The following is a 14400-nucleotide window of genomic DNA, read 5'->3' as shown; positions in this document are numbered from 1 at the left end:
AGGGGCCGCACCTCTACCGCATCGGCGAGTGGTGGTACGAGATCGTCGCGCGGGACTCCGAGGCCCGCTGATCCCAACTCCCCTTCGATCGCGGGTGAGTCACAGTCCAATTCCCTGTGTACGAGGGGTTGCCACCCATCAGGCGCTGTCTCTAGGGTGCGGCAGCAGCGAAGCTTTCTGGATTCATTCCGAAACTTTCGAAACTCTGGATCTCAAGGAGCGCATGATGGGCGACCCGGCACTGTCCCGCCGCGGCTTCCTGGCGGCCTCCGCCGCGGCCGGTCTGAGCATGACGGCACTCAGCGGCTGCGGCGGCGACTCGGACGGAGGGTCGTCCGACGGCACGACCACGATCGAATGGTGGAACATCTCCACCACCCAGCCCACGAAGGACGTCTGGGCCGGCCTCGCCAAGAAGTTCGAGGCCCAGAACCCCAAGGTGAAGGTCAAGATCGTCCAGCTGGAGAACGACGCCTACAAGTCGAAGATGACGGCGCTGACCGCCTCCGGCAAGCTCCCGGACATCTTCCACACCTGGGGCGGCGGCGTGCTGAAGCAGCAGGTCGACGCGGGACTCGTCGAGGACCTCACGGACCGCACCAAGGACTGGGCCGAGGGCCTGGTGCCGGTCTCGAAGCAGCCGTACATCATCGACGAGAAGGTGTACGGCATCCCCTTCGACATCGGCATGATCGGCTTCTGGTACAACAAGGCGCTCTTCAAGAAGGCGGGCATCAGCGCGCCCCCGACCACCTGGAGCGCCTTCCTGGACGCGGTCGGCAAGCTGAAGTCCGCCGGGGTCACCCCGCTCGCCCTCGCGGGCAAGGAGGCGTGGACCGGTATGTACTACTGGGCCTACCTCGCGATGCGCACCGCCGGTGTCGGTGCTCTCCAGAAGGCCAACGACGACAAGGACTTCACCGCCCCCGGTCTTGTCCAGGCCGGCGAGCACCTCAAGGAACTGGTCGAACTGGAGCCGTTCCAGAAGGGCTTCCTCGGCGCCTCCTACTCCGGCCCCACCGGGCAGTCGGCCACCGTCGGCAACGGCAAGGTGGCCATGGAACTGATGGGCCAGTGGGCGCCCGTGGTGCAGGCGGACACCGGAAAGGGACTCGGGGACGACCTCGGCTTCTTCCCGTTCCCCGCGGTCGAGGGCGGACAGGGCGCCATCACCGAAGTGTTCGGCGGGGGTGGCGGGCATGCCCTGCGCAGCGGCGCCCCGCAGGCGGCCGCGGACTTCCTGAAGTTCTTCGCCTCCGAGGCGACCGACCTGGAGCTGGTCAAGAAGACCGGCGTGCTCCCGGTCGTCCCGGCCGCCGAGAGCGCCATCGCCGACCCCAACATCAAGGCCGTACAGAAGGAGCTCACGGCCGCCACCGGCTTCCAGCTCTACCTCGACCAGGCGTACGCGCCCGCCCTCGGCCAGGAGGTCAACGACAGTGTCGCGGCGCTCATCGCCGGGTCCAAGTCGCCGGAGCAGGTCACCGAGTCGATCACCGACGTCGCGAAGGAAGAGCAGTAGCCGCCGATGACGTCCACCTTCCTCCCGGACAAGCGGACCGGTCCTGACACGGACCGGCCGCCCCCGGCCGCCGACGCGGTCCGGGGGCGGGCCCGCCGGCGCGCCCTGAACTGGCTCACCGCGGTCTCCTTCCAGGTGCCCGCCCTCGTGCTGTTCGGCGTCCTGGTCCTGCTGCCGATCCTGTTCGCGCTGTACGCCGCGTTCTTCCGCTGGGGCGGCTTCGGCAGGCCCTCCGACTACATCGGCGTCGACAACTTCACCCGGCTCTTCGACGACCCGGTCTTCCTCGGCGACCTGTGGCGCTGTCTGGTCCTGGTCGTGCTGTCGCTGGCGCTGCAACTGCCGTTCGCGCTCGCCATGGCCGTCGCGCTCAACCAGCGCATGCGCGGGCGGGCCGTGTACCGGATGCTGTTCTTCGCGCCGTACGTGCTGTCCGAGGCGATCACCGGTGTGCTGTTCAGCATGATCTTCGCCCCGGGCGACGGTCTCGCCGACCATGTCCTCGGCGGGATCGGCCTGGACGGTCTGGGCGGTGAGTGGTTCGCCGACCCGGACATGGTGATGGCCACCCTGTTCCTGGTCATGACCTGGAAGTACTTCGGCTTCCACATGATGCTCTACCTGGCCGGACTCCAGTCCATACCGCGGGAGTTGCACGAGGCGGCGCTGATCGACGGCGCCGGGCCCTGGCAGCGGGTCCGCAATGTCACCCTGCCGCTGCTCGCGCCGACCCTGCGGATCAGCGTGTTCCTGTCCGTCATCGGGGCGATCCAGCTCTTCGACCTGGTGTGGGTGGTCACCGCGGGTGGCCCCGACCACCACTCCGAGACGATGGCCGTGACCATGTTCCAGTTCGGGTTCAAGCGCTACCAGGTCGGCTACGCCAGCGCGATCAGCGTGGTCATGTTCGGCATCAGCCTCGTCTTCGCCCTCGCCTACCAGCGGTTCGTGCTCCGCCGGGACCTGGAGGGCGCGACCACGACCATGCGGGGAGGCGTCAAGTGACCGTCCGGCACAGGACCCGAGGGCGCAATCTGCCGCTGCACCTCCTTTTGATCGCGGTCGGCGTGGTGATGGGCGTACCCCTGCTCTACGCGGTGATCTCCGGCTTCAAGTCCACCGACCAGCTCTCCCGCAACCCCATCGGATTGCCCGACCCCTGGGTGACCGGCAACTACACCGACATCCTGGCCTCCGGCGACTTCTGGCGACTGGTCGGCAACAGCACCCTCATCGCCGTCGCCACGACGGTCATCGTGGTCGCCGCCTCGGCACTCGCCGCGTTCTCCTTCGCGCGGTTCGCCTTCCGGGGCCGGGAGATGCTGTTCACCCTGTTCACGATGGGGCTGATGTTCCCCTTCGCGGTGGCGGCGCTGCCGTTGTTCCTGCTGCTGCGCTCGATGAACCTGCTGGACAACCCGCTCGGCGTGATCCTGCCGCAGGCCGCCTTCGGGCTGCCGATGACCATCATCGTCCTGCGCGGATTCTTCCGGCAGATCCCCGGTGAGCTGGAGGAGGCGGCCACCCTCGACGGCTGCGGTCCGCTCGGCTTCTTCTGGCGGGTGCTGCTCCCGATGGCACGGCCCGCGCTCGGCACGGTGTCGGTCCTCGCCGTCGTCACCAGCTGGAACAACTTCTTCCTGCCGCTGCTCGTCTTCAACGAGCCCACCTGGTGGACCATCCCGATCGGCGTCCAGCAGTTCCAGGGCCAGTACTCGCAGGACGTGGCCCGTGTGTTCGCCTATCTCGTCCTCGCCATGGTCCCCGCCCTGGCCTTCTACTCCGTCGCCGAGCGCCAGCTCGTCGGCGGTCTCACCGCCGGCGCCACGAAGGGATGACCCGCGCCCGCGGACGTACGGCTCACCCCACCTGTTCCGTGAGGAGTCGCACCACGCGCAAGAACCGTCTCAGACTCGTCGGCGCCCTCGCCGCCATGCTGGTCGCCGTCACCGCCCCGGCCGCTCAGGCTCATGACGACGAGCCGCCCACACTCGCCGAACTCGCCCAGCGCCACGGCCGCTACTTCGGCAGCGCCACCGACAACCCCGAGCTTGTCGACGAGCCTTACAAGGCGATTCTCGGCAGCGAGTTCGACCAGATCACCCCCGGCAACGGCATGAAGTGGTACGCCACCGAACCCCAGCAGGGCGTCTTCGACTTCTCCAAGGGCGACGAGATCGTGGACCTCGCCCGCGCCAACCACCAGAAGGTCCGCGGGCACACCCTGGTCTGGCACAGCCAGCTGCCCGGCTGGCTCACCGGTCGCGAGTGGACGGCCGACGAGCTGAGGGCCGTACTGAAGAAGCACATCCAGGCGGAGGTACGGCACTACCGCGGCAAGGTCTTCGCCTGGGACGTCGTCAACGAGGCCTTCAACGAGGACGGCACCTACCGGGAGACGATCTTCTACAGGACGCTCGGCCCCGGCTACATCGCCGACGCCCTGCGCTGGGCCCACCAGGCCGACCCGCGCGTGAAGCTCTACCTCAACGACTACAACATCGAGTCGATCGGCCCGAAGAGCGACGCCTACTACAAGCGCGCCAAGGAGCTGAAGGCGCAGGGCGTCCCCCTGCACGGCATCGGCCTCCAGGCCCACCTCGCGCTCCAGTACGGCTATCCGACCACGCTGGAGGACAACCTCCGCCGCTTCTCCAAGCTCGGCCTCGACACCTCGCTCACCGAGGTCGACATCCGGATGTATGTGCCCGCGGACGAGGAGAAACTGGCCACGCAGGCCGAGTGGTACCGGGATCTGACCGAGGCGTGCCTGGCCGTGCGCCGGTGCGTGGGCATCACGCTGTGGGACTACACCGACAAGTACTCGTGGATCCCGGCCTTCTTCGAGGGCGAGGGCGCGGCCCTGCCGTGGGACGAGCAGCTCCGGCCCAAGCCCGCGTACTACGCGATCCGGGAGGCGCTCAGCTGACCCGCGCGGGCGGTGGTGCGGTGCTCGACCGCACCACCAGCTCCGTGCCCAGTTCCATCCGAGGTGAGTCCGGCTGTTCCCCGGCGGCCAGCCGCAGCACCGTGCGGACGGCCAGCTTGCCCATGTCGGCGAGCGGCTGGCGCACGGTGGTCAGCGGCGGCGCCGACCAGCGCACTTCCGGAAGGTCGTCGAAACCGACCACGCTCATGTCCTCCGGGACCCTGAGGCCCCTCCGGCGCAGCGCCTCGATCGTGCCGAGCGCCATCTGGTCGCTGGCCGCGAACACGGCGCTCGGCGGTTCGGGCAGGTCCAGCAGTGCGGTGCAGCCCGTACAGCCGGACTCGGGGCGAAAGTCGCCGGGGACCACCAGAGACTCGTCGACGGCGAGTCCGGCGCCCTCCAGGGCTGCGCGATAGCCGTCGAAGCGGGCCCGGGAGCACAGCAGCCGCGGCGGGCCCGCGATCAGGCCGATCCTGCGGTGGCCGAGGCCCAGCAGATGCTCGGTCGCGGCGAGGCCCCCGGACCAGTTGGCGGCGCCGATGGTGGGCACGTCGAGGACGGGGGAGCCCGCCGGGTCGACCACCACCAGCGGGACGCCGAGCACCCGCAACTCCTCGTGCAACCGGCTCCAGGACCGAGGTGACGAGGACGACGCCGTCGGAGGCGCGGGCCCGCAGATTGCGCATCCATTCGCGGGCGTCGCCCGAGCGGCCGTGGATCGCCGACACCACGGTGCCGACCCCGGCCGCGTGCGTGACCTCCTCCACCCCGCGGATGATCTCCACCGCCCAGGGGCTGTCGAGGTCGTTGAAGACCAGGTCGAGGAGGGCGGCGGGGGCCGTGGAAGCCCGTTTCCGGTAGCCGTGCCGGCGGATCCTCGACGCGGGCGCGGGTCCGCGGGGAGACGTCGGACCGGCCGTTGACGACCCGGGACACGGTCGGCACCGAGACCCCGGCCTGCCGGGCGATCTCCGTGATGGTGACCCTTCCCTCGGTGTGCTCCTGTGACAACTGCCCACCTCCGTCGACCCGTTGTCGAAAACTTCCAGAAGTCTTCCGGAAAACCGGGGCTCGTGGAAGGGGGAATCGGCCCGGACCGCAGCACGCACGGGGGACTACGGGGAGTAACCGCCCCCGGACACGCGTCGGGGCCGGTGCGCAGAACGGGTCTGCGGGCCGGCCCCCAAGATCTCCGGGCGGTCGGTGGACCGCCCGGCCGCGCTCAGGCCGCGGTCATCACCTGGTCGGCGCCCAGTGGGCGGTGCGGGGCGATGATCTGGCCGTCGGGCAGGAGCTCACCGGTGTCCTCGAAGAGCAGAACGCCGTTGCACAGCAGGCTCCAGCCCTGTTCCGGGTGGTGCGCCATGAGGCGCGCCGATTCCCGGTCGGCGGAGTCTGCGGAGGGACACGGTGGCTGGTGCTGGCACATGGATGGGATCTTTCGCTCTGACGTGATGTTCATGGCCGCCCCCGTTGCGACAAGTGGTTCGAACCCAGTGTTGCCCCACGGGCGTCAATCCGCAGGGATTTCGCTGCACCGCTTCTCACAGGTTGATGACGCATCACCCGCGCGGACGGTTCAGCCCAACTGCACTGTCATTTCGGGTGGTTCAAGGGGGCCCGATGGGGCTAGTCCATGCAGGTCGGGGGCTCTTGGGAGCGCGTGGACGCTCGTACGAGCGAGGAGTGCCGCACACAGCGCCGTACCCCGCGACCGGCGACCGGCGGCGGGGTACGGAGGCCTCGGACGGGGGACCGTCAGGCGGGTGAGCCGAGGAGTGGCGCGGGCGTCACGCGGTGGGTCAGCACCGGGAGCAGATCGGCGACCTGATGCGGTCGGTGGGCAGCGATGCCGGGCGGCGCGGGGGCCAGCGGGACGAGCAGATCCGTGGGCTCGGGATGGCCGGCGGTGGCGTCGGCGGCGATGTCGCCGTGCAGCCACAGGGTCAGCATGTACAGGCCGGGGACGGACAGCAGTCGGGGCTGGTAGTGCCCCGGCATCGTCTCGGCCTGGCGCAGTGCGCGCTCGGTGGAGGTGATGTACGGGCCCTCGAAGAAGTGCGAGAAGGCCCAGCCGTCCGGGGTCAGCCGGGTCTCGGCGGCGGCGACGGCACGGTCGCCGCAGCGGATCAGGAACCGCCATCCGGCGAGCCTGGTGGTGCAGGGGCCGGTGGCGGTGATGCCGTCCAGGACGTGCACCGGCAACGGCAGTTCGGGGGTGGCGGGTCCCTGTGCGGTGCGCAGGGATGGCGTTCGGGCCTCGCGGACCGCGGTGGGAGACCCGAGTGCGGTGAGGACGGAGCGAAGTGCGGGCGCGGGAGCCGGGGGGACATGCAGCGGCATGGTGGGTCGCCTCTCATTCAAAAGGCACGGTGGCGCGAGGGCGGGGCGGACGGCGCTGTCAGCTCGCGGGGGCGGAGAGGCGTGGGCCGAGGTCTGGGTGCGTGGGTGTGCGTGAGGCCTGCCGTACGTCCATCTCTACGGCAGGTACTCCGACCGGGCGCCAACCTTCCGCCTTCTCCGCGGAGTTTATACGACAAGTGTTCAGTCAGTGTTTCGTCTAGCCGTTTCCGGCGCACTCGGCAAGGGCGCATTCGGACGGCGATCCGCGGGAATCATCCCGATTCCGGACGGGGCGTGAGGCGGTGACCTCGGAAAATGCGCGAGAAACGGTCGGCCAATTCTTGTCGGCGTTTTTCACGAGTTCGTCGGCCGCCCGAAACTGCACACTGCCCCATGCCTGGCGAATGTGCCGCCGGTCACGTTCGACAGCCTAGCGGGCTGCGGGCCCGGCCGGGACGTTATCGATCGCTTCGGCTGGGCATCATCTGACCCGGGACACCGGCGGCCGGCTCTTCGGCCCGCCCAATCGAGGAGGGACGCTTCGATGGGGGAGAAGGTCGTGGCAGGTCGGTTCGATCTGTCCGACCGCCAGCACTACCGCGACAAGCTCCGGCAGTGTCTGGCGGGCCTGGAGCGGCTTCTGGCGGAGAAGCGGTTCGATCGCCCGAAGAACCTCATGGGTCTGGAGATCGAATTGAATCTCGCTGGAGCCGATGGCATGCCGAGAATGTTGAATGCACAGGTTCTTGAGCGGATCGCGAGCCGGGATTTCCAAACAGAACTGGCCATGTTCAACCTGGAGGTCAACATAGCCCCACACCGGCTGGGCGGCCGGGTTTTCGACCGGCTCGCCGAGGAACTCCGCACCTCCCTGGCATATGCCGACCGAAAAGCCGGCGAGCTGGACGCGGGAATCATGATGATCGGCATTCTGCCGACCCTCGACCGGGACGACCTGGTCTCCTCCAACCTCTCCGACGTCGACCGCTACACCCTGCTCAACGACCAGATCGTGGCCGCCCGCGGCGAGGACTTCGTGCTCGACATCGACGGCGTGGAGCATCTCACCTGCACCTCGAAGTCAATAGCGCCCGAGGCCGCCTGTACCTCGGTCCAACTGCACCTCCAGGTCACCCCCGCCCGCTTCGCCGACGTCTGGAACGCCGCCCAGGCCGTCGCCGCCGCCCAGGTCGCGGTCGGCGCCAACTCCCCGTTCCTGTTCGGCCGGGAACTGTGGCGCGAGTCCCGCCCCCCGCTGTTCACGCAGTCCACCGACACCCGCCCGCCCGAACTCCAGGCCCAGGGCGTCCGCCCCCGCACCTGGTTCGGGGAACGCTGGATCTCCTCCGCCTACGACCTCTTCGAGGAGAACCTGCGCTACTACCCCGCCCTCCTGCCGATCTGCGACGAGGAGGACCCGCTCCAGGTGCTCGACGAGGGCGGCGTCCCCTCGCTCGCCGAACTGGTCCTGCACAACGGCACGGTGTACCGCTGGAACCGCCCGGTCTACGGCATCGCCGACGGCGTCCCGCACCTGCGCGTCGAGAACCGCGTCCTGCCCGCGGGCCCCACCATCACGGACGTCATCGCCAACGCGGCCTTCTACTACGGCGTCATCCGCGCCCTCGCCGAGGAGCCCCGCCCGGTGTGGACCCGGCTGCCGTTCGAGGCGGCCGCCGCCAACTTCGACAGCGCCTGCCGGCACGGCATCGACGCCCGCCTGAAGTGGCCCCGGCGCGGACGCTACGGCGGCACCACGGAGATCGACGCGGCCACCCTCGTACGCGACGAACTGCTGCCGCTCGCCGAGGCCGGTCTGGACGCGTGGGGCGTCGAGCCCGCCGACCGGGACGTGTACCTCGGGGTCGTCGAGGAGCGCTGCCGGCGCCGCGCGAACGGAGCCTCCTGGCAGTCCGCCACCTTCCACCGGGCCCTGGAACAGGGGCTGTCCCGGGACGCGGCCCTCGCCGCCACGACCCGCCGCTACCGCGATCTGATGCACCTCGGCGATCCGGTCCACACCTGGCCCGTCGGGCTGCCGGAGGCCGTGCCGCTGGGCTGAGGGGCGCCTGAACGGGGGCCGCCGCCCACCGCCTCATACTGGTCGGGCAAGCTGTGACGTCGTATGACGGTGGTGCCCCTGGGAGGCAGTGTGCAGGCGGAGGCGGGCCCCGTGGCCGATTCATTCCCGCAGGAGGGGCCCTCGCGCCGGATCCTCCGTGACGAGACGCTGCTCGTGCTGGGGCTCTCGCTCGGGGCGAGCGGGGTCTCCGCCCTCATCAGCTTCATCGGCTCGGCCACCAAGCCCGGCGGCCTCAAGGACCAGGCGGCCACCCTCAACGCCTCCGCCGCTCCCGGACGGCCCTGGCTCGACCTCGCCTGGCAGCTCTTCGGAATCACGACGTCTCTGGTGCCCGTGCTCCTCGTCGCACACTTCCTGCTGCGCGAGGGCAGCGGCCTGCGGGCCCTCGGTTTCGACCGCACCCGCCCGTGGCCGGACCTGGGCCGCGGCGCCGCCATCGCCGCGGTGATCGGCAGCAGCGGCATCGCCTTCTATCTCGCCGCCCGGGGCCTGGGCTTCAACCTGACCGTGGTCCCCGAGGCGCTGCCCGAGGTGTGGTGGAAGTACCCGGTGCTGGTCCTGTCGGCGCTCCAGAACGCGATCCTCGAAGAGGTCATCGTCGTCGGCTATCTGCTGCGCCGGCTCCACCAGTTGGGCTGGACACCCGGCGCCGCGCTGGTGGCCAGCTCCGTGCTGCGCGGCTCGTACCACCTCTACCAGGGCATCGGCGGCTTCATCGGGAACATGGTGATGGGCGTGGTGTTCGTCTACCTCTACCGCCGCTGGGGCCGGGTCGGCCCGCTGGTCGTCGCGCACTCGCTGCTCGACATCGGGGCGTTCGTCGGGTACGCGCTGCTGGCGGGGAAGGTCGACTGGCTGCCCACGGCGTGACCGGCGGAGAGGGGGGGGGCGTACGAGCGATTCGTACGCCCCTTTCGTCTGCCCGGGCCTAGGCCAGGAGCTCGCCGTCGATCACCGTGACCGCCCGGCCGCTCAGCAGGGTGCGGTCGCCGCGCACCTCGGTGCGGACCAGGCCCGAGCGCGGGGAGGCCTGGAGCCCCGTGAGGTCGTGTCGGCGCAGGCGCTTCGACCAGAACGGGGCCAGCGCGGTGTGGGCGCTGCCGGTGACCGGGTCCTCGTCGATGCCGATGTTCGGGAAGAAGCAGCGGGAGACGAAGTCATAGCCCCGTGAAGGGTCCTCGGCGCGGGCGGTCGCGATGATGCCGCGCTCGGAGAAGGCGCCGAGGGAGCGGTGGTCGGGGGTCAGGGCGCGGACGGTCTTCTCGTCGGCGAGTTCCAGGAGAAGGTCGCCCACGTTCGGGCCGGTGTCGAAGGCGACCAGCGGCTCGGCACCCAGTGCCTCGGCGACCCCGTCCGGGATCTCGGCCGTGGTGAGCGGGGCCGTCGGGAAGTCCAGGGTGAACGAGCCGTCCTCGCGGGGCGTGGCGACCAGTACGCCACTGCGGGTGGCGAACCGCACCGGGCCCTCGTGGGCGCCGGTGGAGTGCAGTACGTGGGCCGTGGCGAGCGTCGCGTGTCCGCACATCGCGACCTCGGCGGCGGGCGTGAACCAGCGCAGCGCCCAGTCGGCCGCCGCGTCCTCGGACAGTCGGTGGGCGAACGCGGTCTCGGCGTGGTTGACCTCCTGGGCGACCTTCTGGAGCCAGTCGTCGGCGGGGAAGGCGGCGTCGAGGAGCAGGACCCCGGCGGGGTTCCCGGCGAAGGGGCGGTCGGTGAAGGCGTCGACGATTCGGATGCGCATGCCATGACGTTAGAGGGACGGCAAAGGCGCAGGCCAAGGCCAATTCCGGGTTCATGGACCGACCGAGGGTTGTCAGCCGACGAATACCGATATATCGTTGAGGCATCGCGACAGATCAACGATGGAATGGAGTGATTGCGATGCGTTCCCATGGATTCGACCGTGGACACGGTGGTCGTGGTGGTTTCGAGGGTGGCCGTGCCGCCTTCGGGCCCTTCGGGCCGGGTGGCCCCGGCTTCGGCGGACCCGGCTTCGGTCCGGGGCACTGGGGGCCCAGGGGCCGCGGCGGACCTCGGGGGAGGGCGAGGCGCGGTGATGTACGCGCCTCGATCCTGGCCCTGCTCAAGGACCGGCCGATGCACGGCTACGAGATGATCCAGGAGATCGCCGAGCGCAGCGGCGGGGCCTGGAAGCCCAGCCCCGGCTCGGTGTACCCCACCCTCCAACTGCTGGAGGACGAGGGCCTGATCGCCAGCGAGAGCGAGGGTGGCAAGAAGCTGTTCTCCCTCACCGAGGCCGGCCGCACCGCGGCCGACGAGGGTCCCGAGGCGCCCTGGGAGGAGGCCTCCCGAGGCGTCGACTGGGAGGCGGTGAACGACATCCGGCAGGCCGGCTTCGGCCTGATGGAGGCATTCGGCCAGGTCTGGAAGACCGGCAGCAAGGAGCAGCGCGAGAAGGCGATCTCCGTGATCAACGAAGCGCGCAAGAAGCTGTACCTGATTCTCGCCGACGAGGACTGACGGCCTCCCCGCCGTGAGAGGAAGGCGCCCCGCGGAGCGATCCGCGGGGCGCCTTTTCGCGTACTGCCGTCAGGTCACAAGACCTGCCAGCTTGCGCAGCGACTCGTTCAGGGCGGCCGTCCCCGAGTCCTTGAGCCGGCCCGCCATCAACGACACCGCGGCGCCGGTGAACTCCCCGTCGATCCGGACGGTCGTGGCGTCCCCGTCCGGTGTCAGCGTGTAGCGGGTGGCGACGCTCACCGCCATCGGGCCCTTGCCGCGCAGGGCCAGTACCCGGGCCGGCTCCAGCTCCTCGATCGTCCACTCGACCTCGGCCGGGAAGCCCATCAGCTTCATGTTCTCCTGGAAGGTCCCGCCCACTTCGAGGGCCGTCGGACCGCCCTTGGGGAAGTTGGTGTGGGTCGCGTTCCACTCGCCGTAAGCGGGCCAGTCCGTGAGCTGTGCCCACACCTTGTCGGCCGGTGCCCCGATCCGTGCCTCCGCGCTGACTTCGGCCATGCGACCACCCCTTCGTCTCGGGCTACGGTGTCGCGGAACGTAGCCCCAGGGCCTGGAACATTCAATACTGATGAATCGTCAGAAAGCGTGGAGACCGCTGTCGCCCGGGGGAGATCGGCGTGATCTCATCCCCAAGGAGGAGATTCCGGCCCGCCGAGTCCACTCTGTGTGGGACGCGGAAATGAGTCCCTCCGTGGATGACCAGGTCCGCGGAGACTGATGGGGTAGGGGGTGTGCAACCCCGTATCCCCCGTCAGCCGGACCCCGACCAGGCCGGACGGCGCTCGGACGGCGATGCCAGGCTCAGTGCCGAGCTGGCAGCGGTGATCTCCGGCGCCCGCCGACGCGCGGTGCGGGACGCGGACCGCCAGGTCGACACCGCCCATGTGCTGCACTCCCTGCTGGAGTACGACCCCGAGGTGCGGGACGTCTTCGACGGTGCACCCCAGGTCGCCCGCCTCCTCGGCTATCTCGTCCAGCGCAGCATCGGCTACGGCCTGCGCTGGCAGGGCAGCGTCGAGGACTCCGGAGCCGTGCCCGTGGTGGCCGAGGCGGACGGGCTCTCGCCGATGGCCGCGGGTGCGCTGGAGTACGCCCGGGCCCGCGCCGCCCGCCGCGGCGACGAACCCGCCCGTGGTGTCGACCTGCTCGCCGCCCTCGTCGTCGACAAGGAGGCGCGGGCCGTCGAGGTGCTCGCCCGCGCCGGGATCGACGCGGGCGAGGTGTACGCGCGGATCGACAGCAGGCCCGAGAGCTACGTCGGCGAGAGCGGCTGCTGAGGGGCGCAGTTCCGTCCATCCGGTGAGACAGGTGTCATCGGGGGTGACGCTCATGTCATCGCCTGTCATCATGTGCCGGTGCGTACGTCTCAGAGCAGTCAGGGCAGTCGCGGCAAGGGGATGGGACTCGGTCTCGCCCTCGCCTCCGCACTCGCCTTCGGGGGATCCGGTGTCGCGGCCAAGCCGCTGATCGAGGCGGGCCTCGACCCGCTGCATGTGGTGTGGCTGAGGGTGGCCGGGGCGGCCCTGGTGATGCTGCCGCTCGCCGTACGCCATCGCGCGCTGCTGCGCCGCCGCCCCGCGTTGCTCGCCGGGTTCGGACTGCTCGGCGTGGCCGGCGTCCAGGCCTTCTACTTCGCCTCCATCTCCCGTATCCCGGTGGGTGTCGCGCTGCTCGTGGAGTACCTCGCGCCCGCGCTGGTGCTGGGCTGGGTGCGGTTCGTGCAGCGTCGCCCTGTGACCCGGGCCGCCGCCCTCGGCGTGGTTCTCGCGGTGGGCGGGCTCGCCTGTGTGGTCGAGGTCTGGGCCGGGCTCGGCTTCGACGCCCTCGGGCTGCTCCTCGCGCTCGGCGCGGCCTGCTGCCAGGTCGGCTACTTCGTCCTGTCCGACCAGGGCAGCGACGCGGCCGACGAGGCGCCGGACCCGCTCGGCGTCATCGCCTACGGCCTGCTCGTCGGCGCCGCCGTGCTGACCGTCGTGGCCCGCCCCTGGTCCATGGACTGGGCCGTCCTCGCCGACAGCGCGGACATGAACGGAACCCCGGTCGCGGCCGCGCTGCTGCTGTCCTGGATCGTCCTGATCGCCACGGTCGTCGCCTACGTCACCGGCGTGGTCTCGGTGCGCCGGCTCTCCCCGCAGGTCGCGGGTGTGGTCGCCTGCCTCGAAGCGGTCATCGCGACCGTCCTCGCGTGGATCCTGCTCGGCGAGCATCTCTCGGCCCCGCAGATCATCGGCGGCGCGGTCGTCCTGCTCGGCGCCTTCATCGCGCAGTCCTCGGCGCCGAGCAAGGGCTCCCCGGAGCCGGTGGCGAGCGGTGGGGCCGAGCGGGAGCTGTCGGCCCCGGATCACGCGAGGTAGGCGGGGACCTCGGTGCCCGGCGCCAGGTCCGGGTCGTCGATCGGGGTCTCGTAGCCCTTGCGCAGCGGGACCACTCCGGCCCAGTGCGGCAGGCCGAGGTCCTCGGGCTCGTCGTTCACGCCGCCGGTGCGGAGCTTCGCGGAGACCTCGTTCAGGTCGAGGCGGATGACGGCGGTGGCGGCCAGCTCCTTCTTGTTGGCGGGCCGGGAGTCCGCCGAGCGGCCCGGCACGACATGGTCGACCAGCGCGTCCAGCGCGATCCGCTTCTCCTCGGGGTCCGTCACCTGGTGCGCGACGCCGTGCACCACCACGGACCGGTAGTTGATCGAGTGGTGAAAGGCCGAGCGGGCCAGGATCAGCGCGTCCACATGCGTGACCGTCAGGCACACCGGCAGCCCCGGGTCGGCCTGCCCCGTCATCCGCAGCGGACGCGAGCCCGTCGAGCCATGGACGTAGAGCCGGTCGCCGATCCGCCCGAACAGCGTCGGCAGCACCACCGGCGCGCCGTCCCGGACGAAGCCCAGATGGCAGACATAGGCCTCGTCGAGTATCGAGTGCACCAACTCCTTGTCGTACGACGCCCGCTCGGCGGAGCGGGTGGGGACCGTGCGATCGGTCGGCGTGTAGGCGGTGGGCTGCGACGTCGGCTGTGGGGTCCCCTGCATTGCGATCTCCATTGCACTAGTGC

14 protein-coding genes and 1 pseudogene are annotated in these 14400 nt (G+C 70.2%); 9 read left to right on the top strand and 6 right to left on the bottom strand.

The window, feature by feature from the left end:
* Positions 1-226 precede the first annotated feature (226 nt).
* The 4 genes from H4N64_RS14315 to H4N64_RS14300 all read left to right on the top strand — a co-directional run bounded on the left by H4N64_RS14315 (position 227) and on the right by H4N64_RS14300 (position 4451).
* Positions 227-1522, top strand: a complete 1296-nt coding sequence (locus tag H4N64_RS14315; RefSeq protein ID WP_186282669.1) for an extracellular solute-binding protein — start codon at positions 227-229, stop codon at positions 1520-1522.
* Between the two features lie 6 nt (positions 1523-1528).
* On the top strand, positions 1529-2527 hold the full coding sequence (locus H4N64_RS14310; RefSeq protein WP_186282668.1) for a carbohydrate ABC transporter permease: 999 nt from the start codon (positions 1529-1531) through the stop codon (positions 2525-2527).
* A 68-nt stretch (positions 2528-2595) separates the two neighbouring features.
* Positions 2596-3360 (top strand): carbohydrate ABC transporter permease, encoded by a 765-nt coding sequence (locus tag H4N64_RS14305; RefSeq protein ID WP_260859726.1) that lies wholly within the window; start codon positions 2596-2598, stop codon positions 3358-3360.
* The gene (locus H4N64_RS14300; protein ID WP_418896265.1) at positions 3357-4451 is read left to right on the top strand and encodes an endo-1,4-beta-xylanase; all 1095 of its coding nucleotides are present in this window, start codon (positions 3357-3359) and stop codon (positions 4449-4451) included. The genes H4N64_RS14305 and H4N64_RS14300 overlap by 4 nt, the downstream gene beginning before the upstream one ends.
* Here H4N64_RS14300 and H4N64_RS14295 read toward each other — a convergent pair.
* From H4N64_RS14295 to H4N64_RS14285, 3 genes and pseudogenes are all read right to left on the bottom strand, one after another.
* Positions 4444-5462: pseudogene (locus tag H4N64_RS14295) on the bottom strand (LacI family DNA-binding transcriptional regulator). The gene H4N64_RS14300 and the pseudogene H4N64_RS14295 sit on opposite strands and share 8 nt — an antisense overlap.
* 211 nt (positions 5463-5673) lie before the next feature.
* Complete coding sequence (locus H4N64_RS14290; protein WP_186282666.1) at positions 5674-5880, bottom strand: DUF5999 family protein; 207 nt, start codon at positions 5878-5880, stop codon at positions 5674-5676.
* A gap of 329 nt (positions 5881-6209) precedes the next feature.
* Entirely contained in the window at positions 6210-6794 is a 585-nt protein-coding gene (locus H4N64_RS14285) for a hypothetical protein (protein WP_186282665.1), read from the bottom strand.
* 544 nt (positions 6795-7338) lie between these two features.
* Between H4N64_RS14285 and H4N64_RS14280 the strand changes: the two genes are divergently transcribed.
* The gene (locus tag H4N64_RS14280) at positions 7339-8856 is read left to right on the top strand and encodes a glutamate-cysteine ligase family protein (protein ID WP_186282664.1); all 1518 of its coding nucleotides are present in this window, start codon (positions 7339-7341) and stop codon (positions 8854-8856) included.
* Between the two features lie 90 nt (positions 8857-8946).
* Positions 8947-9747 (top strand): CPBP family glutamic-type intramembrane protease, encoded by an 801-nt coding sequence (locus tag H4N64_RS14275; RefSeq protein ID WP_186282675.1) that lies wholly within the window; start codon positions 8947-8949, stop codon positions 9745-9747.
* 58 nt (positions 9748-9805) lie between these two features.
* Here H4N64_RS14275 and H4N64_RS14270 read toward each other — a convergent pair whose 3' ends face one another.
* The gene (locus tag H4N64_RS14270; RefSeq protein ID WP_186282663.1) at positions 9806-10618 is read right to left on the bottom strand and encodes a PhzF family phenazine biosynthesis protein; all 813 of its coding nucleotides are present in this window, start codon (positions 10616-10618) and stop codon (positions 9806-9808) included.
* Positions 10619-10758: 140 nt separating this feature from the next.
* On the opposite strand from H4N64_RS14270, the gene H4N64_RS14265 reads away from it, so the two are divergent.
* Positions 10759-11358 (top strand): PadR family transcriptional regulator, encoded by a 600-nt coding sequence (locus H4N64_RS14265; protein ID WP_186282662.1) that lies wholly within the window; start codon positions 10759-10761, stop codon positions 11356-11358.
* 69 nt (positions 11359-11427) lie between these two features.
* Here the strand turns inward: H4N64_RS14265 and H4N64_RS14260 are convergent, their stop codons facing one another.
* Positions 11428-11856: a type II toxin-antitoxin system Rv0910 family toxin gene (locus H4N64_RS14260; protein WP_186282661.1), complete on the bottom strand. Its 429-nt coding sequence runs from the start codon at positions 11854-11856 to the stop codon at positions 11428-11430.
* A 233-nt stretch (positions 11857-12089) separates the two neighbouring features.
* Here H4N64_RS14260 and H4N64_RS14255 point away from each other — a divergent pair, with 233 nt between their 5' ends.
* Together H4N64_RS14255 and H4N64_RS14250 are read left to right on the top strand one after the other, a co-directional pair.
* Positions 12090-12635, top strand: coding sequence for a Clp protease N-terminal domain-containing protein (locus tag H4N64_RS14255; RefSeq protein WP_186282660.1), 546 nt, complete (start codon positions 12090-12092; stop codon positions 12633-12635).
* Between the two features lie 72 nt (positions 12636-12707).
* Positions 12708-13712, top strand: coding sequence for an EamA family transporter (locus tag H4N64_RS14250; RefSeq protein ID WP_186282659.1), 1005 nt, complete (start codon positions 12708-12710; stop codon positions 13710-13712).
* On the opposite strand, the gene H4N64_RS14245 is transcribed toward H4N64_RS14250, so the two are convergent.
* The gene (locus H4N64_RS14245; RefSeq protein ID WP_186282658.1) at positions 13700-14377 is read right to left on the bottom strand and encodes a pyridoxamine 5'-phosphate oxidase family protein; all 678 of its coding nucleotides are present in this window, start codon (positions 14375-14377) and stop codon (positions 13700-13702) included. The genes H4N64_RS14250 and H4N64_RS14245 overlap by 13 nt on opposite strands.
* Between the last annotated feature and the right edge of the window lie 23 nt (positions 14378-14400).

The sequence above is a fragment of the Streptomyces cupreus genome (assembly GCF_014257025.1).
GTDB classification, from domain to species: Bacteria; Actinomycetota; Actinomycetes; order Streptomycetales; family Streptomycetaceae; genus Streptomyces; species Streptomyces cupreus.
This window is presented reverse-complemented; position numbering and strand designations above follow the sequence as displayed.